At 66.5% G+C, this 20,858-nt stretch carries 17 protein-coding genes; 7 read left to right on the plus strand and 10 right to left on the minus strand.

Annotated features, from left to right (window positions below; all coding sequences use genetic code 11):
- Nucleotides 1–362: 362 nt before the first annotated feature.
- The 3 genes from BXU08_RS02795 to BXU08_RS02805 all read right to left on the minus strand — a co-directional run bounded on the left by BXU08_RS02795 (nucleotide 363) and on the right by BXU08_RS02805 (nucleotide 5,689).
- On the minus strand, nucleotides 363–1,817 hold the full coding sequence (locus BXU08_RS02795; protein WP_253190568.1) for a globin-coupled sensor protein: 1,455 nt from the start codon (nucleotides 1,815–1,817) through the stop codon (nucleotides 363–365).
- A gap of 135 nt (nucleotides 1,818–1,952) precedes the next feature.
- Nucleotides 1,953–5,411 (minus strand): transcription-repair coupling factor, encoded by a 3,459-nt coding sequence (gene mfd, locus BXU08_RS02800; RefSeq protein WP_077508586.1) that lies wholly within the window; start codon nucleotides 5,409–5,411, stop codon nucleotides 1,953–1,955.
- 11 nt (nucleotides 5,412–5,422) lie between these two features.
- Entirely contained in the window at nucleotides 5,423–5,689 is a 267-nt protein-coding gene (locus tag BXU08_RS02805) for a succinate dehydrogenase assembly factor 2 (protein WP_077508588.1), read from the minus strand.
- A gap of 72 nt (nucleotides 5,690–5,761) precedes the next feature.
- On the opposite strand from BXU08_RS02805, the gene recG reads away from it, so the two are divergent.
- A complete protein-coding gene (gene recG, locus BXU08_RS02810) occupies nucleotides 5,762–7,822 on the plus strand; it encodes an ATP-dependent DNA helicase RecG (RefSeq protein ID WP_077508590.1) in 2,061 nt (686 codons plus the stop codon).
- A 1-nt stretch (nucleotide 7,823) separates the two neighbouring features.
- On the opposite strand, the gene BXU08_RS02815 is transcribed toward recG, so the two are convergent.
- On the minus strand, nucleotides 7,824–8,147 hold the full coding sequence (locus BXU08_RS02815) for a PilZ domain-containing protein (protein WP_253190485.1): 324 nt from the start codon (nucleotides 8,145–8,147) through the stop codon (nucleotides 7,824–7,826).
- 100 nt (nucleotides 8,148–8,247) lie between these two features.
- Nucleotides 8,248–9,474 carry a tyrosine--tRNA ligase gene (tyrS, locus tag BXU08_RS02820; protein WP_077508592.1) on the minus strand — a complete coding sequence of 409 codons (1,227 nt, stop codon included), beginning with the start codon at nucleotides 9,472–9,474 and terminating at the stop codon, nucleotides 8,248–8,250.
- Nucleotides 9,475–9,518: 44 nt separating this feature from the next.
- Here tyrS and BXU08_RS02825 point away from each other — a divergent pair, with 44 nt between their 5' ends.
- A complete protein-coding gene (locus BXU08_RS02825) occupies nucleotides 9,519–10,046 on the plus strand; it encodes a DOMON-like domain-containing protein (protein WP_077508594.1) in 528 nt (175 codons plus the stop codon).
- On the opposite strand, the gene BXU08_RS02830 is transcribed toward BXU08_RS02825, so the two are convergent.
- Nucleotides 10,043–10,510 carry a DUF4126 family protein gene (locus tag BXU08_RS02830; protein ID WP_077508596.1) on the minus strand — a complete coding sequence of 156 codons (468 nt, stop codon included), beginning with the start codon at nucleotides 10,508–10,510 and terminating at the stop codon, nucleotides 10,043–10,045. The genes BXU08_RS02825 and BXU08_RS02830 overlap by 4 nt on opposite strands.
- A gap of 95 nt (nucleotides 10,511–10,605) precedes the next feature.
- Between BXU08_RS02830 and BXU08_RS02835 the strand changes: the two genes are divergently transcribed.
- From BXU08_RS02835 to BXU08_RS02850, 4 genes are read left to right on the plus strand one after another with little or no spacing between them, the layout of a single operon-like run.
- Nucleotides 10,606–11,802 carry an exo-beta-N-acetylmuramidase NamZ domain-containing protein gene (locus tag BXU08_RS02835; RefSeq protein WP_077508598.1) on the plus strand — a complete coding sequence of 399 codons (1,197 nt, stop codon included), beginning with the start codon at nucleotides 10,606–10,608 and terminating at the stop codon, nucleotides 11,800–11,802.
- A 23-nt stretch (nucleotides 11,803–11,825) separates the two neighbouring features.
- On the plus strand, nucleotides 11,826–13,037 hold the full coding sequence (locus BXU08_RS02840) for a hypothetical protein (protein WP_253190486.1): 1,212 nt from the start codon (nucleotides 11,826–11,828) through the stop codon (nucleotides 13,035–13,037).
- Nucleotides 13,038–13,072: 35 nt separating this feature from the next.
- On the plus strand, nucleotides 13,073–14,191 hold the full coding sequence (locus BXU08_RS02845; RefSeq protein ID WP_077508601.1) for a DUF2336 domain-containing protein: 1,119 nt from the start codon (nucleotides 13,073–13,075) through the stop codon (nucleotides 14,189–14,191).
- A complete protein-coding gene (locus BXU08_RS02850) occupies nucleotides 14,188–15,585 on the plus strand; it encodes an ATP-binding protein (protein ID WP_077508603.1) in 1,398 nt (465 codons plus the stop codon). Before BXU08_RS02845 ends, BXU08_RS02850 begins: the two co-directional genes overlap by 4 nt.
- A 40-nt stretch (nucleotides 15,586–15,625) precedes the next feature.
- Here the strand turns inward: BXU08_RS02850 and BXU08_RS02855 are convergent, their stop codons facing one another.
- The gene (locus tag BXU08_RS02855) at nucleotides 15,626–15,934 is read right to left on the minus strand and encodes a hypothetical protein (RefSeq protein ID WP_077508605.1); all 309 of its coding nucleotides are present in this window, start codon (nucleotides 15,932–15,934) and stop codon (nucleotides 15,626–15,628) included.
- A 150-nt stretch (nucleotides 15,935–16,084) separates the two neighbouring features.
- Between BXU08_RS02855 and BXU08_RS02860 the strand changes: the two genes are divergently transcribed.
- Entirely contained in the window at nucleotides 16,085–16,945 is an 861-nt protein-coding gene (locus BXU08_RS02860) for a LysR family transcriptional regulator (protein WP_077508607.1), read from the plus strand.
- 3 nt (nucleotides 16,946–16,948) lie between these two features.
- Here the strand turns inward: BXU08_RS02860 and BXU08_RS02865 are convergent, their stop codons facing one another.
- From BXU08_RS02865 to gltX, 3 genes are all read right to left on the minus strand, one after another.
- Nucleotides 16,949–17,992 (minus strand): AI-2E family transporter, encoded by a 1,044-nt coding sequence (locus BXU08_RS02865; RefSeq protein WP_077508609.1) that lies wholly within the window; start codon nucleotides 17,990–17,992, stop codon nucleotides 16,949–16,951.
- Between the two features lie 73 nt (nucleotides 17,993–18,065).
- Nucleotides 18,066–19,349 carry a citrate synthase gene (locus tag BXU08_RS02870; RefSeq protein ID WP_077508611.1) on the minus strand — a complete coding sequence of 428 codons (1,284 nt, stop codon included), beginning with the start codon at nucleotides 19,347–19,349 and terminating at the stop codon, nucleotides 18,066–18,068.
- A 26-nt stretch (nucleotides 19,350–19,375) separates the two neighbouring features.
- Nucleotides 19,376–20,806, minus strand: coding sequence for a glutamate--tRNA ligase (gltX, locus tag BXU08_RS02875; protein WP_077508613.1), 1,431 nt, complete (start codon nucleotides 20,804–20,806; stop codon nucleotides 19,376–19,378).
- Nucleotides 20,807–20,858: the final 52 nt, after the last annotated feature.

Below are 20,858 nucleotides of genomic sequence, written 5' to 3' on the forward strand. Positions count from 1 at the left end.
TGGTTCGGACCTGATCGCAAGCCCTGGCCGGTGGAGGCAAGGGCTAGCGCAGCGGGCGCTTAGCGAAAGCTAAGGTCACACCAGGGTCACACTGTAGCGCATGTTTCAGCGGCGGCGTGGCCATGCGGAAAATCTCAAAAGGTCAGTCAGCGCGGTTTGCGTTCCGGCCGCGATCGACGCTGTCAAAGAACTAGGGCCAAATGCCCGAGCGACCGCAGCAGACTAAATCCTATATTCAAGCGGTTCGTCAGGCCGCTGCCAGGCGCCCCTCGGCCACCGGGCGGTTCTGGCGCGCGGTGCTTCGACAGGCTCAGCATGGACGGTGGGAGGCTCGGCCGACAGTCGCACCTCCCCACGCGGACTCAGTGCGGTCGGACGAGCGCCGAGACGGCGGCGACCGGGAGCGGCTTGATCGCGCCAGCGACCAGATGGCCGCGCCTGGCGGCCTGATCGACCTTGAAGGCGCTGGTGAGATTGGAGAGCGTGCCGACCTCGTGTGTGAGGTTGCGCGCCGCTGCGGACGTCTCTTCGACCATCGCCGCGTTCTGCTGCGTCGTGCGGTCCATCGTGCCCACCGCCGACGAGATTTCGCCGATTGCAATTGCCTGGGCGCTATTGTCGGCCGCCATGTTGCCGAGCAGCGCGTGCACCTGGCTGACGTCTTCCGAGATGTTGGCGAGTGCGCCATCAACCTTCTGGACCATCTCCACCGCTGCGACGATGTCGGTCTGGGTGGCGGTGAGCTGGTCACGGGCGCGCCCGGCCTCTTCCTCTGCGCGCATTGCGAGCGCCGAGACGAGGTCGGCGACGACCGCGAAGCCGCGGCCCGCTTCGCCGGCGCGACCGGCCTCGACCGCCGCGTTCATCGCGAGAACCCGCGTCTGGAAGGCGATCTTGTCGAGCCCTTCGATCACGCTGTCGATGCCCTTGGCGCTCTCGTTCACGCGAGTCATCGCCTGGACCGCTTCGTCGGCGATGCCGCGACCGCCGGCGACGGTGGCGATCGCCTGATCGGCGCGAGTCACGGTCGAGCGCGCGGCATCGGCGCTGGTCTTGAGGCGGCCATCCATCTGCGTGATCGCGGCGGAAGTCTGTTCGAGGCTGGCGGCATTGCCTTCGGTGCGGCGTGCGAGGTCTTCGGAGGCGACTGCGATTTCGCCGACGCCGGCGTCGATCCGCCCGGCGCCTTCGGCGACCTGGGCGATCATCGTGCGGATCTTGGCGAGCGAGCCATTATAGCTACGCTCGAGCGCGGCAAAGCTGGCGGGCATCGCCGTCAGCTCCTGAGTGAGGTCGCCATCGGCGAGCGACGCCAGCACGCGCTCGAACTGCGCGACCGCGGCGTTGCGCGACGCCTGGGCTTCTTCGAAATAGACCGAAAGCGACAGCTCCATGTCGAGCAACGCAGCCTTGGCCAGCGCAATGGTGGTGTCGTGCGCGGCATCGGGGCGGAGCAGGGCGACGATGCGCTTCCACAGCGAGGTGCGCTTCGCGACGCCGCGGACCAGCTCCTCGACGACGATCGCATAGCTGCCGACATACCAGCGCGGCTCGAGGCCGATGCGCGCGTGGGTCGAGCCGATGCGGCGCGTGCTCTCGAAATAGACGCTGTCGAAGTCGCCGCTGGCGATATGGTCCCAATGCTTTTCCTGCGCGGCCTTGGCCTTGGCCATGTGCGCTGTGTCGCTGAAGAAGCGGGCGGTCTCCGGGGTCCGCTGTGCGCGGGCATAGAAACGGTCGAGCGCCTTGCCGATGACGGCGCGAACGGCCGGGCGCGTCGCCCGCAGCGTTTCGCGCTGGGCCGAATCCATCTCCATGAATTCGAGACGCGAGCGAAGATCGTCGGACAAGAATGGCTCCTGAAAAAATGGGGCGGGCGAGACGGGCTCGGCCCGCCGATAGGGCCATTTTAGGAGATTTTTCACCATGCCGCAGGGTGCGGCCCGCGTTTATTATCCCGCCGCCTTGGCCAGCCCGCGCGACAATTGCAGCGCGCCGTGCAGCCGCGCCTGCGGGTTGGCCCAGGCGCGGTTGATGACCAGCTTCATGTCGGGGCGCAGCCGGGCGGTCTCGCCCAGCTTGTCGACATAGGCGAGCAGGCCCGGGACATTGGGGAACTTGTCTTCGTGGAACGTGACGAGCGCGCCCTTGGGGCCGACATCGATCTTGGAGATGCAGGCCTTTTTGGCGTTGAGCTTGGCTTCGATCAGACGGAGCAGATTGTCGGTCGGCTCGGGGAGCTTGCCGAAGCGATCGATCAGCTCCGCAGCGAATTCCTCGATCCCGCGGGTATCCTCGACATCGTTGAGGCGGCGATAGAGTCCCATGCGCAAGTCGAGATCGGGGACATAGTCTTCGGGGATCATGATCGGCGCGTCGACGGTGATCGACGGCGACAGGTCCTTGGGGCGGATGTCGTCGCGCGGGCCGCCTGCCTTGGCGTCCATGATCGCCTCTTCCAGCATCGACTGGTAGAGTTCGTAGCCGACTTCCTTGATGTGCCCGGACTGTTCGTCGCCAAGAAGGTTGCCGGCGCCGCGGATGTCGAGATCGTGGCTGGCGAGCTGGAAGCCCGCGCCGAGCGATTCGAGATCGGAGAGCACCTTGAGGCGCTTGGCTGCAGCTTCGGTCATCTGCCGCTCGGGCGGGGTGGTCATATAGGCATAGGCGCGGGTCTTGGCGCGGCCGACGCGTCCGCGAATCTGGTAAAGCTGGGCGAGGCCGAACTTGTCGGCGCGGTTGACGATCAGCGTATTGGCGCTGGGGATGTCGAGGCCGCTCTCGATGATCGTAGTCGAGACGAGCAGGTCGTAGCGGCGATCGTAGAATGCGGACATCCGCTCCTCGACTTCGGTCGGCGCCATCTGGCCATGGGCGACGACATAGGTGATCTCCGGCACGTCCTCACGCAGGAACTTCTCGATATCGGGCAGGTCCGAGATGCGCGGTGTGACGAAATAGGCCTGGCCGCCGCGATAATGTTCGCGCAGCAGCGCCTCGCGCAGGACGACCGGGTCCCACGGCATGACATAGGTGCGCACCGCGAGGCGATCGACCGGCGGGGTCTGGATCACCGAAAGCTCGCGCAAGCCGCTCATCGCCATCTGGAGCGTGCGCGGGATCGGGGTGGCAGTGAGGGTGAGGACGTGGACGTCCGCCTTCATCGCCTTGAGACGTTCCTTATGGGTGACGCCGAAGCGCTGTTCCTCGTCGACGATGACGAGGCCGAGTCGCTTGAAGTCTATCGACTTGGACAGGATCGCATGGGTGCCGATCACCACGTCGATCTTGCCCTCGGCCAGCCCTTCCTTGACTGCCTTGGCTTCGGCGGCGGGGACCAGGCGCGACAGGCGGCCGACTTCGATCGGGAAACCCTGGAAGCGCTCGACGAAGTTGCGGTGGTGCTGGCGGGCGAGAAGGGTGGTCGGGCAGACCACGGCGACCTGCATCCCCGCCATTGCCGCGACGAAGGCGGCGCGCAGTGCGACTTCGGTCTTGCCGAAGCCGACATCGCCGACGATCAGGCGGTCCATCGGGCGGCCCGCGGCGAGATCGCCGAGCACGTCGTTGATTGCGCGGTCCTGATCGTCGGTCTCTTCGTACGGGAAGCGATCGACGAAGGCGGGATAGCCGCCATGATCGGGCTCGGCGACTTCGGCGGGGCGTGTGGCGCGCTTGGCCGCGGTGGCGATGAGCTCGCCTGCGATCTCCTGGATCCGCTCCTTCATCTTCGACTTGCGGCGTTGCCATGCCTCGCCGCCGAGCCGATCGAGCGTGGCGCCTTCCTCGCCGGCGCCGTAGCGGCTGAGGACTTCGAGATTTTCGACGGGGACGTAGAGCTTGTCCCCGCCGGCATAGGAGAGGGCGACGCAATCGTGCGGCGCCTTTTGCACCGGGATCTGAGTCAGCCCGTCATAGCGGCCGATGCCGTGCTCGATATGGACGACGAGGTCGCCCGGCGAGAGCGTGGCGAGTTCCTGGAGGAAGGCGTCGGTGTTCTTGCGCCGCTTGGAGCGCCGGATAAGGCGGTCGCCGAGCATGTCCTGCTCGGTGAGCACCGCGACATCGGGTGCAGTGAAGCCATGGTCGAGCGGCAGCACGATGAGCGCGATGCCCTTGTCGGCCGCGCCGAGCGCTTCCTGCCAGGTCTCGGCATTGCGGGCGCCCTTGAGGCCGTGATCGCCGAGCAGGCCCGAAAGGCGCTCGCGGGCGCCGTTCGAATAGCTGGCGAGGATTGGTTTCCTGCCGTCTTTCCGTACCTTGCCGAGATGTGTGACGACGGCTTCGTAGACATTCGTGCCCGCGGCCCGCTCGGGGGCGAAGTCGCGCGGACCATCGACGTCGAAGTCGAGCACGGTGGCCGATTCGGGCTCGTGAAACGGCGTGGCGGTGTGAACCGGGCCGTGATCGATTGCCTGGGCCCATTCGTCGGGCGTCAGGTACAGCGTGTCGGTGGCGAGCGGGCGATAGCTGCCCGGCGCCGAGCTTTCGGCGCGGACGCGGTTCTGCTGGTAATCGGCGATCGCCTCGAAGCGCTGCTCGCCGGCGCCTGCGGTGGCGGTATCGCGGACGATCACCGCCGCGTCGGGCAAGTGATCGAACAGGGTCTGGAGCTTCTCTTCGAACAGCGGCAGCCAATGCTCCATGCCAGCGAGGCGGCGGCCGTCGCTGATCGCCTGATAGAGCGGATCGCTGGTCGCATTGGCGCCGAACTTCTCGCGATAGCGGCTGCGGAAGCGCTTGATCGATTCTTCGTCGAGCAGCGCTTCGGAGGCGGGAAGGAGGACGAAGCCGTCGACGCGGCCGGTGGTGCGCTGGTCCTGCGGATCGAAGGTGCGGACCGATTCGATTTCGTCGCCGAAAAAGTCGAGGCGGAGGGCCTGTTCGGCACCGCTCGGGAAGAGATCGACGAGGCCGCCGCGTACTGCGAACTCGCCTGCGTCATTCACGGTATCGACGCGGACATAGCCGTTCGCCTGAAGCAGGGTCGCGAGCTTGTCGAGGCCGATCCGCTCGCCCGGCGCGAGCCGCGCGACGAGCTGGCGGATGCGGAAAGGCGTAAGCGTACGCTGGGTGGCGGCGTTGACCGTAGTGATCAATAGCCGCGGCTTTTCAGATTTTGTCTGAAGAGCGTGAAGCGTGGCGAGGCGCTCGGACATCGCGCGAAGCGTCGGGCTGGCGCGGTCATAGGGAAGGCAATCCCAGGCCGGGTAGCTGAGGATGTCGAGCTCGGGCGCGAAATAGGGCGCGGTGGATGCAATTGCGCGCATCGCCGCCTCGTCGGGGGCGACGAACACCGCCATTCCGCCGGCGCGGGCGAGATCGGCGAGCATCCACGGCAGAAAGCCTGTCGGGGCACCCGCGAGGGTCAGTGGGCGGGTGGCGGAGAGAATCTTTTTGAGGTCAGGCATCCGGGCTTCGATCAGCGGGAAATAGGTACGTAGTTCAGTGTCTTGAGGGCGCTCATTATCGTGCCCTCGTAGCGCACGGGAACCGCGGCGGTTCCCATCGCCCATGCCATGATATCGACATCCTGCTCCTCGAGGATTTCCTCGAACAGCTCGATCTCCGCGTCGTTCCAGCCTTGGGCATGCGCGTCGAAAAAGCCGCCGATCAGCAGGTCGGCCTCCTTGACGCCGCGGTGCCAGGCACGGAAGCGCAGGCGCTTGAGGCGATGTTCGCGGTCCACAGGATCTCCAACGCAAATCGGCCGGCGGCGCTTTGAGCGATCGTCGGCTTCGGTGTAGGGGCGGAGATAGTCATGCGGCCCGATATTCTCAATCCACTGTTCGCGGAGGTAACCGCGCTGAAGGGCATCGGCCCCGGGCTCGCCAAGCCGCTGGAGCGGCTCGGGCTCGCGCGCGCAGTGGACGTGGCGTTCCATTTGCCGACCGGGTTCATCGATCGCGTGCCGCGCGACGAGCTTGACGCTGCCGATGCCGGGCGGATCATCGCGATTACACTCACCGCAGTCAGCTATCGCTTCGGCGGCAGCGCGCGGTCGCCGGCGCGGGTGCAGGCGGTGGATGCCAAGGGGAATTACGTCACCCTGGTGTTCTTTGGCGGCAATTCGGGCTGGGCGAAGAAGCTGCTGCCGCTCAACGAGCCGCGCTTCGTCTCGGGCAAGCTCGAAACCTATGGGCAGGAGCTGCAGATCGTCCATCCGGACCTCGTGCTGCCGCCGGAGGAAGCCGAGTTGGTCGGGCGCGAGGCAGTATACCCGTGTTCGGAAGGCATCACGTCGAAGCGGATCGCCGCGCTGGCGGTGCAGGCGCTCGAACGCTCGCCCGATCTGCCAGAATGGATCGAGGCGAGTCTCAAGGCGCAGAAAGGCTGGCCGGGCTGGCGCGCGGCCCTGGCCGCAATCCATGCCGATCCGGCCGACGCCAAGGCGCGCGAGCGGCTCGCCTATGACGAGATCTTTGCCAACCAGCTCGCGCTGATGCTGGTGCGCGGCGAGGCTCGCGCCAAGCGCGGACGGCCGCTGGCGAGTGACGGGCGGCTGCGCGACGCACTGAAGCTGCCTTACGCCCCGACCGGCGCGCAATCGCGCACGATCCGCGAGATCGAAGGCGATATGGCGCAGTCTCAGCCGATGCTGCGGCTGCTCCAGGGCGATGTCGGATCGGGCAAGACGCTGGTGGCGACTATGGCGCTGCTGATCGCTGCCGAGGCGGGCGCACAAGGCGCAATGTTGGCACCGACCGAAATCCTGGCACGCCAGCATTTCGAGACACTTACACGCATGCTTTCCGGCCTGGACGTAACAGTTGCGATCCTTACCGGGCGCGACAAGGGCAAGGCGCGCGAGGCGACGCTGATGGGCTTGGCGGATGGATCGATCGATATTCTGGTCGGCACGCACGCGATCTTCCAGCAGGGTGTGAACTACAAGGATCTCGGGCTGGTCGTGGTCGATGAACAGCACCGCTTCGGCGTTGCCGAGCGACTGCTGCTCCAGTCCAAGGCGCAGGTGCCGCCGCATCTGCTGGTGATGACGGCGACGCCGATCCCGCGGACGCTCCAGCTGGCGACGCATGGCGAGATGGACGTCAGCCGGCTCGACGAGATGCCGCCGGGGCGCGAGCCGATCGACACCAGCGTGATTTCCGAGGATAGGCTCGCCGAGATCATCGAGGGGCTGGGACGGCATCTCGGTTCGGGCAAGCAGGCCTATTGGGTATGCCCGCTGGTCGAGGAGAGCGAAAAGGTCGATCTCGCCGCCGCCGAACAGCGCGCGGCCGAATTGCAGCTGCGGTTCGGTGACAAGGTCGGGCTGGTCCATGGCCGGATGAAGGGGCCGGAGAAGGACGCAGTGATGGCGCGCTTCGCTGCCGGCGAAACCGGCGTGCTGGTGGCGACCACGGTGATCGAAGTCGGCGTCGACGTGCCGAATGCGACGCTCATCGTGATCGAGCATGCCGATCGGTTCGGGCTGGCCCAGCTTCACCAGCTGCGCGGGCGCGTCGGGCGGGGCGGGGGCAAGTCGCATTGCGTGCTGCTGCGGGGCGGCGGGCTGAGCGAGACGTCGCGTGCCCGGCTGGCGCTGATGCGCGATACCAATGACGGGTTCCTGATCGCCGAGCGCGATCTCGAATTGCGCGGCGGCGGCGAACTGCTCGGCACGCGCCAGTCGGGCGAAGCGCAGTTCCGGCTGGCAACGCCCGAGATGATGCAGATGCTGATGGTCGCGGCCAATGCCGACGCACGGCTGCTGGTCGATCAGGACCGCGGGCTGCAGACTGCGCGCGGGCAGGCAGCGCGGACGGCGCTGTATCTGTTCGAACGCGATGCCGCGGTGGCGCTGCTGCGTTCGGGCTAGGCTATTTGCCCTTCACCATGACGGCGATCAGCTCGTAATAGGCAGCGAGGTCGATCGCGGGATCGAACTGGGCGCCGAGCCGGCCGCCCAGCGACCAGCGCACTTCCGCGACAACCGGGCCTGCCGAGGGGAGGACCACCCGCAGGCGGTCCCCAACTTCGAACGGCGTGTCGCAGCGTGCCATCAGCCCGTGCGGAGAGATGTTGACGACGAGGAACGTGAGCTGGCGGGCATCGGGGCCGAACGCGCGCGCCCGGTAATGCACGTCCTCGCGCATTTCCCGCCGGTCGTCGGCGATGGCCAGATTGCCGATCCTGAAACTCACACGCGCCTCGCTCAAAAACCCAGAGGTACGATTACCTTATAGGACGAGCGCGTGAATTCCGTTCGAACGAAGCTGCTTAACGCATATTTATCGGACCACGTCAGGCAGGCACGAGCAGGCCGTGCTTCTTCTTGCCGAAGCTGATCTTGACTTGGCTGGGCACCGGCACGGTCGCCGCGGGATCGCTCACCGGTTGGTCGTCGATCTTGATAGCGCCTTCGCCGATCTTGCGCCGCGCCTCGCCCTTCGACGCGCACAGACCGAGGCCGATCAGTGCGTCGACGATCGCGATGCTGCCTTCCGGCACTGCGAAGGTCGGCAGCGCCTCGCCGGCGCTGCCTTCCTCGAAGGTGCGGCGTGCGGTCTCGGCGGCTTCCAACGCGGCGGCGGGGCCGCGGCACATCGCCGTCGCTTCGTTGGCGAGGATTTTCTTGGCCTCGTTGATCTCGGCGCCTTCGAGTGCCTCCAGGCGGGCGATCTCGTCGAGCGGCAGATCGGTGAACAGGCGGAGGAAGCGGCCGACGTCGCGGTCGTCGGTGTTCCGCCAGAACTGCCAATAGTCGTAATGACTGAGCTGCTCGGGGTTGAGCCACACCGCGCCCGACATGGTCTTGCCCATCTTGCCGCCGTCCGCCGTGGTGATCAGCGGGGTGGTGACGCCGTACACTTCGGTGGAATCGACGCGGCGCGACAGCTCGATGCCGTTGACGATGTTGCCCCACTGGTCCGACCCGCCCATCTGCAGGCGGCAGGCCGAGCGGCGCGACAGTTCCAGGAAGTCGTAGGCCTGGAGGATCATGTAGTTGAATTCGAGGAACGACAGCGACTGCTCGCGATCGAGCCGCAGCTTGACCGAGTCGAAGCTCAGCATCCGGTTGACCGAGAAATGCTGGCCGTAATCGCGCAGGAACGGGAGATATTCGAGCGTATCGAGCCAATCGGCATTGTCGAGCATCACTGCGTCGGTCGGGCCGTTGCCGAATGTCAGGAAGTTCTCGAACACCGTCTTGATAGAGGCTATGTTGCTGGCGATCGTATCGACCGTCATCAGCTTGCGGGCCTCGTCCTTGAAGCTGGGGTCGCCGACCTTGCCGGTGCCACCACCCATCAGCACGATGGGCTTGTGGCCCGATTGCTGGAGCCGGCGAAGCAGCATGATCTGGACGAGGCTGCCGACGTGGAGCGAAGGCGCCGTGGGATCGAAGCCGATATAGCCGGGAACGACCTGGCGTGCGGCGAGGGCATCCAACCCCGCAGGGTCGGTGACCTGGTGGATATAGCCGCGCGAAGAGAGCAGGCGGAGCAGATCGGACGTGTATTCGGTCATGATGCCGCGCCGCCTAGCATGGAGGAAGGGATTTGGGGAGAGGATTGGGCAATGGGACGCTGGTGCCGCATCCCGATTTCGCATCCCTAGCGGTGCAGGGCGTGGACGTCATGCTGGCGTGCGACGGCGACGGGCGCTGGCTGATCGAGTATCGTGTGCAGGGTAGCGATGCCCTGGTAGCGCCGGATCCGAGTACGCCGCGTCGCGCCGACGAACTCTGGAAGCATACCTGCTTCGAGCTGTTCGTTCGGCCCGAAGGCGGCGACGCCTATTACGAGTTCAATTTCGCGCCCTCGGGTGAATGGGCCGCCTATCGCTTTACGAGCTATCGCGACGGCATGGCCGAATTGCCGCTCGTGACTCCGGCGATCGAATGGTGGGGCGGCGAGATGCGAGTCGCAGTGGACCTGTCCGGGCTGCCCGACGGGGACTGGTGCGTCGGCCTGACCGCAGTGATCGAAGAAGCGGACGGCAAGCGCTCCTTCTGGGCGCTCGCACATCCGCCGGGCAAGCCTGACTTCCACCATGAGGCGAGCCTCGCCTTCGAAGCGCCAGCGGCGGAGCGTGCCTAGGCGGGTTGCATCTGGGGAAGTGGCGCGCGGATCGCCGCGGTTGCGACGGCCAGGACGATGGCGTCCTCGACGAAGCCGGTCGAGGCCTGGCTGTTGTTCTCCATCGAGCGCATCCGCGCGGCGAAAGTGACGTAGGAGGCGATCGCCGCGGTGGCGCCGGTGATCGCGGCAGCGGCGAAGCGCTGGTTGCGCGGGGCGAGCGCCATGCCGGCGAACGCGGCGTTGAGGCTGCGGATCACCACTGCCGGCGGGATGACCCGGTCAGGCGCGCTCTTCTGCTTGTCGCCGACCAGCTCGTACACGGCGAGCGCAGTGGTGCCGAGCGAGACCAGGGGATGCGTCAGGAAGCGCGGCGCGCCATTGTCTTCGGGCAGTTCGCCCTTGCGGGCAGCATTGGCGACCATGGCGAGCGGCGTCATCGAACGCGCGCCGGCGACGATTCCGATAAGGATGGAACGGAGCATTGGCTTCCTTCGCACTGGTTGAGCGGGTTCAACCGACGAACCCGCGCGATGATCCGGCTTGCGTCGCGCTTCGACTCCCGGCACCTCGCTTCGCCATGAACTTCGGCATCGATCGGCTGCTGGCCGACCCTGAACTGCGCAAGCCCCTCGATGGCAAGCGTATCGCGCTGCTCGCGCATCCGGCCTCGGTCACCGCGGACCTTACCCATTCGCTCGACGCGCTAGTGGCGAGCGGGCTCAATGTCTCGGCGGTGTTTGGTCCTCAGCACGGCGTGCGCGGCGACCTGCAGGACAATATGATGGAGTCGCCGGATTATACCGACCCGACCTATGGCATGCCCGTATTCAGCCTGTACGGTGAAGTGCGGCGCCCGACCGGACAGTCGATGGGGACGTTCGACGTCATGCTGGTCGATCTGCAGGACGTCGGCTGCCGGATCTACACCTTCGTGACGACATTGCTCTACGTGCTCGAGGCCGCGGCTGAGCATGGCAAGGCGGTTTGGGTGCTCGACCGGCCCAACCCGGCCGGGCGCCCGGTGGAGGGGCTGACCCTATTGCCGGGCTGGGAGAGCTTCGTCGGGGCAGGGCCGATGCCGATGCGGCACGGCATGACGCTGGGCGAGATGGGCAAGTGGTTCATCGATCACTTCAAGCTCGACGTCGACTATCGCGTGATCGCGATGGACGGCTGGCAGCCCGAGGACGCGCCGGGCTTTGGCTGGCCCCCCGAGCGCGTCTGGATTAATCCCAGCCCCAACGCCGCCAACGTCAACATGGCGCGCGCCTATGCGGGCACCGTGATGCTGGAGGGCACGACCTTGTCCGAGGGGCGAGGCACCACGCGGCCGCTCGAGCTGTTCGGGGCGCCCGACATCGACGCCAAGGCAGTGATCGCCGAGATGCGCCGGCTCGCGCCCGAATGGCTGGAAGGCGTCACGCTGCGGGAGATCTGGTTCCAGCCGACCTTCCACAAGCATGTCGGCCAGCTGTGCTCGGGCGTGTTCGTCCATGCCGAGGGGGCGGGCTATTATCATGCGGCGTTTCAGCCCTGGCGCGTGCAGGCGCTGGGTTTCAAGGCGATCCGCAGCCTCGCTTCCGAATACGATCTATGGCGCGATTTCCCGTATGAATATGTGTTCGACAAGCTCGCGATCGACGTGATCAATGGCGGTCCCGGCTTGCGCGAATGGGTCGATGATGCCGGCGCGGTCGCAGGCGACCTGGATGCGCTGACAGTGCCGGACGAGAGCGCCTGGCTCGAGACCCGCCGGCCATACCTGCTATATTGAGTGCCCGCCGCTTCGGGGAGCAATTGCCTAGTCCCGACGAACCGCTTAACGACCCGAACATGCTGGCGGGGCTGATTTTTGCAATCGAAGAGGCGAGCGACCGTCCGGGGACGCTCGTCGCGACGCTTCCATTCGGCGGCATGACGCTGCTCGAATACCAGGTTCGGCTGTTGGCCGGGGCGGGCGCCGAACAGGTGCTGGTGGCAGTCGGGAAGATGACGCCCGCACTGCTCGCCGCGGTCAACCGCGCGGGACGGCGCGACGTCAGCGTCGAGATCGTGCGCTCGGCCGAGGAAGCTGCCGAGAAGATGCACGAGGATTCGCGCGTGCTGGTGATGGCCGACGGGCTGGTAACCACCGATCCGGTGATGGACCGGATGGGGCATGAAGGCCCCGAGGCGCTGCTCGTCACCGACGATGCCGGATCGCCCGCCGCGATCGAACGGCTCGACATGCGCGATTGCTGGGCGGGCGTCGCACGTATCTCCGTCAGCCAGCTCGGCCAGATCGCGCAGATGCCCGAGGATTATGATTTCCAGTCGGCGCTGCTGCGCGTCGCGGCGCAATCGGGCGCCGAGCATGTGCCGCTCACGTCCAGCTGGTTGCGCAGCGGCCATGCTGTCGAGCACAGCGCCGAGGGTCTGGCGGCGCGCAACACCGGCGTGCTCGCGGCGCTGACCGAGCGCCGGGTCGATTGGGCCGATCGCTGGGTGTTCACTCGAATCGCGCGGATGGCGCTGCCCGAACTTGTTTCGCGCAACGTTCCCGCCTGGGGGCTGATCGGCGGCGGAAGCTTGCTTGGCCTGCTTTCGGTAACGGCGATCGGCCTGGACTGGGAGGGCACCGGCCTGATCGTGTCACTGCTGTCGGCCGCCACGCTGGCCACCAGCGGAGCGATGGCGGCGCTGCGCGGAGAGGAGCGCCGCGCCCGCGGAATCGAATGGGCATTGCTGGCCTTGTTCGGCGGAGTCGGGCTGGGATGCGGCTGGATGGAGCGCGTACGGCTCGACACGACAACGCCGCTGGTGCTGGCCGTGGTAGCGCTAATCGCCCAGCTGCTGGTCGAGCGCGCGCCCTCGCGCCATCGCCGTTGGTGGGCAAGCCCATCGGCGCATCTGCTGCTGTTGACGCCTTTCGCGCTCGCCGGGCTGGTCCAGTTCGGGCTCGGCGCCACGGCCGCATATGCGTTCCTGACGCTGGCCGCCGCAGTTGAGGGCACGCGCGAAAAAGCTTAGCTTCGCTTTAATCACATTCCGCTAGTCAGAGGTCGATGTCGGATAACCCCGTCGACATAACCACAGGCGCTACCGATAGCGCTAACCGGCTGCTCGCGCGTGCGGCGGCTGCGGACACGCGTGCCCATAGCGGGCTCGCGGTGGCGATCGACGACTTCTTCCTTTCCGACGCGGCGCGGCTCGACGAGCGCACCCGTGTTTCGCTGGCCTTGCTGCTCCGCGCACTGATCGAGGCCGTGGAGGCCGAGCTCCGCGAGCATGGCGCACGGCTGCTGAGCGCGCGTGGGGAGGCCCGGCTCGCGGCGGCGATCCTGCGGACCGAGGCGCCGGTATTCGAGCGGCTGTTCGGTTCGGGCGTGCTTCGCGACGATGCGCTGATGGCCGAACTGATCGCCCGCGTTCGCCAGGACGCGCTCGCGGCGGCTCTGCCGATGAACGCGCCCGACGATCCCGAGCGACCGAGCCTGGTCAACCGATTCGTGCAGCATCCCGATCGTGCGCTCGCCAGCGGGGCGATGTCGGTATTGATCGCCGAAAGCCGACGGCGCGGGGGTCCCGATGTGGGACAGCTGACCCAGACCGATTTGCCCGCCGAGTTGCACCACCGCCTCGTCTGGTGGGTGGCGGCGGCACTGCGCGAGCGCATCGGCAGCGCCGCCGATGGCGCCCTGCCGGTGCTCGACCGTGCGCTTTCCGACGCGGCACAGCACAGCCTGGGTACGTATGATGAGGGCGACCGGCTGGAAGCGGCGGCGATGCGTTTCGCTGCTGCGATCGATGCCCAGCCAGACGAACTTCCGCAGTTGCTGGTCGAAGCGCTGGGCGACCAGCGCATCGTGCTGTTCATCGCGCTGATCGCCCATGCGCTGGGCGTGTCCTATGCGCTCGCTCGCGAAATCATCCTCGATTCGGTGGCCGACCGGCTGTGGCTGGCGCTGCGCGCGCTCGATCTTGGCCGCGAGCGCGTCGCGCAGATCGGCTTTGCACTGTGCGAGGCCGATCCGCGGCGCGACGTCGAGCAGTTCGCCGACATGCTCGAAGCGATCCTCGCCATTCCGGCTGCCGATGCGCGTGAGGCAATCGCGCCGCTGCGGCTGGATCCCGATTATCGCGCGGCCGTGCAGGCGCTCGCTCACGCGGAGAAAGCGGCATGAACGCGATCGATCGCTCGATCCCCGTCGCAGCCGGGCGGCTGGACCGTGAGGGACGGCTGATCGACGCCGAGGCGCGGCTTTCCGAGCTCAACCACCGCGCCGGCGGCGCACCCGGCGCACCCCTTGCCGTGCCGCAGATCGCGGCGCTCGCGCGGCTCTCGCAGCGGTTGGGCATCGCCATCTCGCGCAATGTCGTCGCGGCGGACGGCGAGGAAGATCTCGACCTGTGGGTCCGCGCCGAGCCCGAGGACGGCGGCGTGCGCCTGGAAGTAAGCGGATGGCGCCAGCGCCCCGCCTGGCGCGCCACCGCCAGCGAATTCGAGCGCGAAGGCGACTTCGTCCGCTCGGCCGCCGACTGGCTGTGGGAAACCGACGCATCTTTGCGCATTACCTTCCTCTCGATCGAGGCGGGCACGCGTTACGGCTTCGATTCTGGTTCGATGCTGGGACAGCCGCTCACTCGTCTTTTCCGGCTCGAACAGGACGAGGCCGGCAATCTGCCGATCCTCGACGCGGTGGCGGGGCAGGCGCAGTTCGACGGGCAAAAGGCCGAGCTTCGCGATACCGGGCGGATGGTGCGGCTGGCGGCGACGCCGCGCAGCGATCCCGGCGGGCGTTTTGCCGGATTTGTCGGCGCGGCGCACATGCTCGACGCGCCACTGCCGTCGGAACCGGGGCCCGACACACCGCTGCCGGCACCGGCGGCGTCGTTCGGGGGATTTCCCGATTCGTTCAGCCAGCGGCTCGATCGCGCGTTGCGCGGTCCGCTGGGCAAGATCATCGCCAATGCCGACAGCATCAGCGCGCAGCTGGAAGGGCCGCTCAAGCCCGACTATGCCGAATATGCCAGCGACATTGCCAATGCCGGGCGGCATCTGCTCGGGCTGGTCGAAGATCTGGTCGATCTGCAGGCGATCGAGCGCGAGGATTTTGCGATTTCACTCGAACCGATCGATCTCGCCGATGTCGCGCGACGTGCTTCGGGGCTTCTCGGGGTGCGTGCGGCGCAGTCGGACGTGCGGATCGACAAGCCTGCACTCGACGAGGCGCTGCCGGTCACCGGCGAATTCCGCCGTGCGTTGCAGGTGCTGGTCAACCTTATCGGTAACGCAGTGCGCTATTCGCCGCCGGGTTCGCAGGTCTGGATCCGGCTCGAGCGCGACGGCAATCGGGCGTGCGTAATCGTGGCGGACCAAGGCAAGGGCATCGCGGCGGAGGACCAAGTCAGGATCTTCGAGAAATTCGGCCGCGTCGACGACAGCGAACCGGGCGGCAGCGGCCTAGGCCTCTATATCGCGCGGCGGCTGGCGCGGGCGATGGGCGGCGACCTGACGGTCGATAGCGCGCCCGGCATGGGCGCACGCTTCGTATTCTCGCTCCCCTGGCGGGGGTGAGCGAGGCGCCCGCCGCGTTCGGCAGGCGCCCCGTCCTTCGTTAGCGGCGGCGGCAGACGGTCACGCGATCACCGCGACGCCACTCATTCCAGCATACCCGACGGTGATTGTTCCGGTAGCCACGGTTCCGATTATAGTTGCGGCCGCGGTCCCAGCGGTTGCGGTCGCCACGATAGCGACGGTCATCGCGATACCGTCGGTCGTCGCGATAGCCATAGCCGTAGCCATAATCCTGCACGGCGGCGCTGGCGGCGATCAGGGTGACGGGCGCGGCATTGGCGACGGGGGCAGTGCCGGCGACGCCAGTAAGCGCGAGTGCGGCGGCGGCGATGATCTTAGCAATCTTCATTTTGCTCTCCTCTCGTTTCTCTGCGGAGTAAGGCAAGAATAGGAACGCCAAGGCTTCGCTATGCTGAATCGGTTTGTAGTCTCCGGTACAGATTCGGCGGTTTCCCGCGGTACGCTGGCCCGAAGCATTAGATGCGCTTATGGCTTTGCGATGGTCCGCCCACATTTGCCGCTGAATGCCCTGCGCGCGTTCGAGGCGTCGGCGCGGCATCTCTCCTTTACCCGGGCGGCGATCGAACTCTGCGTCACCCAGGCGGCGATCAGCCATCAGGTGAAGGCGCTCGAGACCCGGCTTGGCGTACAGCTGTTTCGCCGGCTGCCGCGGGGATTGGCGCTCACCGATGAAGGCATTGCGCTCCAGCCGACGCTGGCCGAGAGTTTCGACCGTATGGCCGAGCTCGTCGAGGGCATTGCCAACGGCGAGGCGACGCAGCTGCTGTCGGTGGCGGCGGTGGGCAGCTTCGCCACCGGCTGGCTGCTGCCGCGGCTGCCGGTGTTCCGCACGGCGCACCCGCGCGTGGACCTGCGGCTGTTCACCAACAACAACCGAGTCGATCTGGCGGGCGAGGGACTCGATTACGCAATCCGCTTCGGCGACGGCGCCTGGCACGCGACTCAGGCACTGCCGCTGATCGAGGCGCCGCTGACGCCGCTCTGCACCCCCGCAATGGCGCGTGCGCTGAGCGAACCCGGAGATCTGGCCGGGGTGCCTTTGCTGCGCTCGTACCGCGCTGATGAATGGCAGCGCTGGTTCGACGCCGCCGGGGTGGCGCCACCGCCGCTGCGGGGACCGGTTTTCGATTCGTCGCTGGCAATGGCCGAGGCTGCGATGCAGGGAGTGGGGGTCGCGCTGGCGCCGCCATCCATGCTGGGCCGGGCGATCGACGGCGGATCGCTGGTGCGGCCATTCGCGCTTGAAGTGTCGATCGGGCGCTATTGGCTGACCTGGCTCAAGTCGCGCGTGCCGAGCCCGGCGATGATTGCGTTTCGCGAGTGGATCGCCGGCGCCTGACGTTCAGTCGAGCCATTCGCGCACGGCGATGAGCAGCGCCGTCATGATTACCGGACCGACGAACAGGCCGACCAGTCCCATGCTCGCGACGCCGCCGAAAATGCCAATCAGCGCGAGCAGGAAGGGGAGCTGGACGCGGCTGCCGATCAGCGCCGGCTGGACGATATTGTCGCCGACCACCATCACCGCCGCGCCATAGACGAAGAGCAATGCAGCGGCGACCGGCGCGCCGGCCAGCACCAGCACGACACTGGCGAGACTGAAGGCGAACCAAGCGCCGAACGGCAGCATCGCGAAGGCCGCGGTCATCAGCGCGAAGAGCACGGGACGAGGAACGCCGGCGACCGCGTAGCCGATGCCGATCAGCGCACCCTCGGCAAGCGCCACGAAGACCGTGCCGACCACGGTGACGCGGACGGCGTCGACCATGCGTTCGGCAAAGGCCTCGCCACCGTGACCGACGCTATGGGCGATGAAGCGCATGCCACGGGCGCCCAGCGAAGCGCCGCGGTGGAGCAGAGTGAACAATGCGACGAGAGTCACGAAGAGCAGCAGCGTGCCCTGCGCCATTGCTAGCGCGGCGCTCTTGATCCAGTTGAGGATGGTGACGGCGTCGAGCTGGGTAAGAAGCTGGTCCGAGGCGGCGGGGGTGGCGAGATATTGCTGCCAAAGTGCGTGCAGCCGCGAACCCGCCAGTGGAACGTCCGCCAGCCAGGGCGGCGGCTGGACACCATGCGCCCGCGCCTGTTGCAGCCAGGCCGTCGCCACGCCGCTTTCCTGCACGGCTTCGAGCGCGGCAACGACGAGCGGAAGCATCAGGATAAGGCCGGTCGCGGCAGTGAGGCCCAGCGCAGCCCATGCCGGAGGCTCGCCGCGTGCATTGGGGCGCATGCCGCGCAACAGCGGCCATAACGCTATCGCGAGGACAAGCGCCCAAAGCAGCGACGTCAGGAATTCGCGGGCGATCCAGACGGCGAGCGCGAGCGCGGCGAGCGCGATCCACTTGCGGCGCCGCTGGCCCGCGCGGGTGACGCTTCGATCGGCCATCGCTTCGCCTGCCTTTCTGGAAGCGTAACGATCTGGGCAGCCGAAAGCTGCGTCAGCCCGCGGAGGCGCGGGTTCAGCGCTTGTCGACGGAGACGTAATCGCGCTGGGTGGGGCCGGTGTAAAGCTGGCGCGGACGGCCGATCTTCTGCTCCGGATCCGAAATCATCTCGTTCCACTGTGCAACCCAACCGACGGTGCGGGCGAGCGCGAACAGTGCAGTGAACATCGTCGTCGGGAAGCCGATCGCCGACAGGATCACGCCCGAATAGAAATCGACGTTCGGAAACAGCTTCTTCTCGATGAAATACGGATCCTTGAGCGCCATTTCCTCGAGCTGGATCGCGACTTCGAACACCGGATCGGAGACGTTCAGCTCCTTGAACACTTCGCGTACGGTCTTCTGCATTACCGTCGCGCGCGGATCGTAGTTCTTGTAGACGCGGTGGCCGAAGCCCATCAGGCGGAACGGGTCGTTCTTGTCCTTGGCGCGCGCAATGAACTCGGGGATGCGCTCGGGGCGGCCGATCTCGTGGAGCATGTTGAGCGCGGCTTCGTTGGCGCCGCCATGCGCCGGGCCCCACAGGCAGGCGATACCCGCCGCGATGCACGCGAACGGGTTCGCGCCCGACGAGCCGGCGAGACGCACGGTCGAGGTCGAGGCGTTCTGCTCATGATCGGCGTGGAGGATGAAGATGCGATCGAGCGCGCGCTCGATCACCGGGTTAACGACATATTCCTCGGCGGGGACGCCGAAAGTCATGCGCAGGAAGTTGCCGGTATAGGACAGGCTGTTGTCGGGATAGAGGAACGGTTGGCCGACGCTGTACTTGTACGCCATCGCCGCGATCGTCGGCATCTTGGCGATCAGCCGGTGCGACGCGATCATGCGCTGCTTGGGATCGGTGATGTCGGTCGAATCGTGATAAAAGGCCGAGAGCGCGCCGGCGACGCCGCACATCACTGCCATTGGATGCGCATCGCGACGGAAGCCGCGGTAGAAGGTCGCGAGCTGCTCGTGCAGCATGGTGTGGCGGGTGATGGTGTTGTTGAACTTCTCGAGCTCGTCCGCGCTCGGCAGCTCGTGGTTCAGCAGCAGATAGGCGACTTCCATAAAGCTCGACTGCTCGGCGAGCTGGCCGATCGGATAGCCGCGGTGGAGCAGGACACCCTCGTCGCCGTCGATATAGGTCAGGCCCGATTCGCATGACGCCGTTGAAGTGAAGCCGGGATCGTAGGTAAACTTGCCCGTCTGGGCATAGAGCTTGCGGATATCGACGACATCCGGGCCGACGCTGCCCGTGAGGATCGGGTATTCGACTTCCTTACCCGGAACCTGAAGCTTCGCGGTCTCGCTCATAAACGTCGTCCTCACTCTGGCCCGGATCAGGCGGGCTTGGTCATTTGATCGGCGATGCGGGCCAGGCTTTCTTCCCGCCCCAGCAATGCCAGAACGTCGAAGATGCCCGGAGAGGTTCGTCGCCCGACCAGCGCCGCGCGCAAAGGCTGCGCGACGGCGCCGAGCTTGACCTCTGCATCGTCGGCGACGGTCCGTACCGCCGCTTCGAGCGCCTCCGTATCCCAGCTTCCGGCCGCGTCAAGCGCGGTATGTACCCGGAAGAGGAGCGCGGGGGCGTCGCCTTCGAGCAAAGCGGTCGCGCCTTCGTCGAGTTCCAACGGACGTGTCCGGAAAAGGAACATCGCGCCGTCGGCAATCTCGTTGAGATTCGCCGCGCGGGGTTTGAGCGAAGGCATCGCCGCTTCGAGCAACGTCGATTGCGCTTCCGAGATTTCCAGCGGCAGGCGCTTCGCCACCAGTTCGGCGAGACGGCTATCGTCGGTTGCGCGGATATAATGGCCGTTGAGATGTTCGAGCTTCTTGATGTCGAAGCGCGACGGGCTCTTGCCGACGCCGGCAAGGTCGAACCACTCGATTGCCTGTTCGCGGCTGATGATCTCATCGTCGCCATGCCCCCAGCCGAGGCGGAGGAGATAGTTCGAGACGGCCTCGGGCAGCAGGCCCAGCTCGTCGCGATAGGCATCGACGCCGAGCGCGCCGTGGCGCTTGGACAGCTTGGCGCCATCCGATCCGTGGATCAGCGGGATATGGGCGTAGCTCGGCTCTTCCCAGCCCATGGCACGGTATATCGGCAGCTGGCGAAAGGCGTTGTTGAGGTGGTCGTCGCCGCGAATGACGTGGGTGACGCCCATGTCGTGATCGTCGACCACCACCGCGAGCATATAGGTCGGCGTGCCGTCGGAGCGAAGCAGCACCATGTCGTCGAGCTCGCTGTTGTTCACCGTGACCGAGCCCTGGACCTGGTCGGCGATCGTCACGCTGCCTTCGCGCGGCGCCTTGAGACGGATGACGAACGGGGCGTCTGAGGGCGCTTCACCTTCGTCGCGATCGCGCCAGCGGCCGTCATAGCGCAGCGGCTGCTTGTTGGCGCGCTGCGCCGCGCGCATCGCCTCCAGCTCTTCGGCGGTGGCGAAGCATTTATACGCATGGCCAGCGGCGAGCATCTGATGCGCGACCTCGGCGTGGCGAGCCGCGCGCGAGAACTGATAGACTTCCTCGCCGTCCCAATTGAGATCCAGCCAGCGCATTCCATCGAGAATCGCGGCAATCGCCGGCTCGGTCGAGCGGGCGCGATCGGTATCCTCGATACGCAGCAGGAACTTGCCGCCGTGATGGCGGGCGAACAGCAGGTTGAACAGCGCCGTACGCGCACCGCCGATATGGAGGAACCCGGTGGGGGACGGCGCGAAGCGAGTGACGACAGCCTTGTTGGTGCCGGTATCAGATGTTGCGCTCAACCGCGCGTGCTCCCAGACTATAAAATCAATGGCCAGCTCAGCCGCCGAGGCC

It is taken from the genome of Sphingomonas sp. LM7 (genome assembly GCF_002002925.1).
In the GTDB taxonomy this organism is placed as follows: domain Bacteria; phylum Pseudomonadota; class Alphaproteobacteria; order Sphingomonadales; family Sphingomonadaceae; genus Sphingomonas.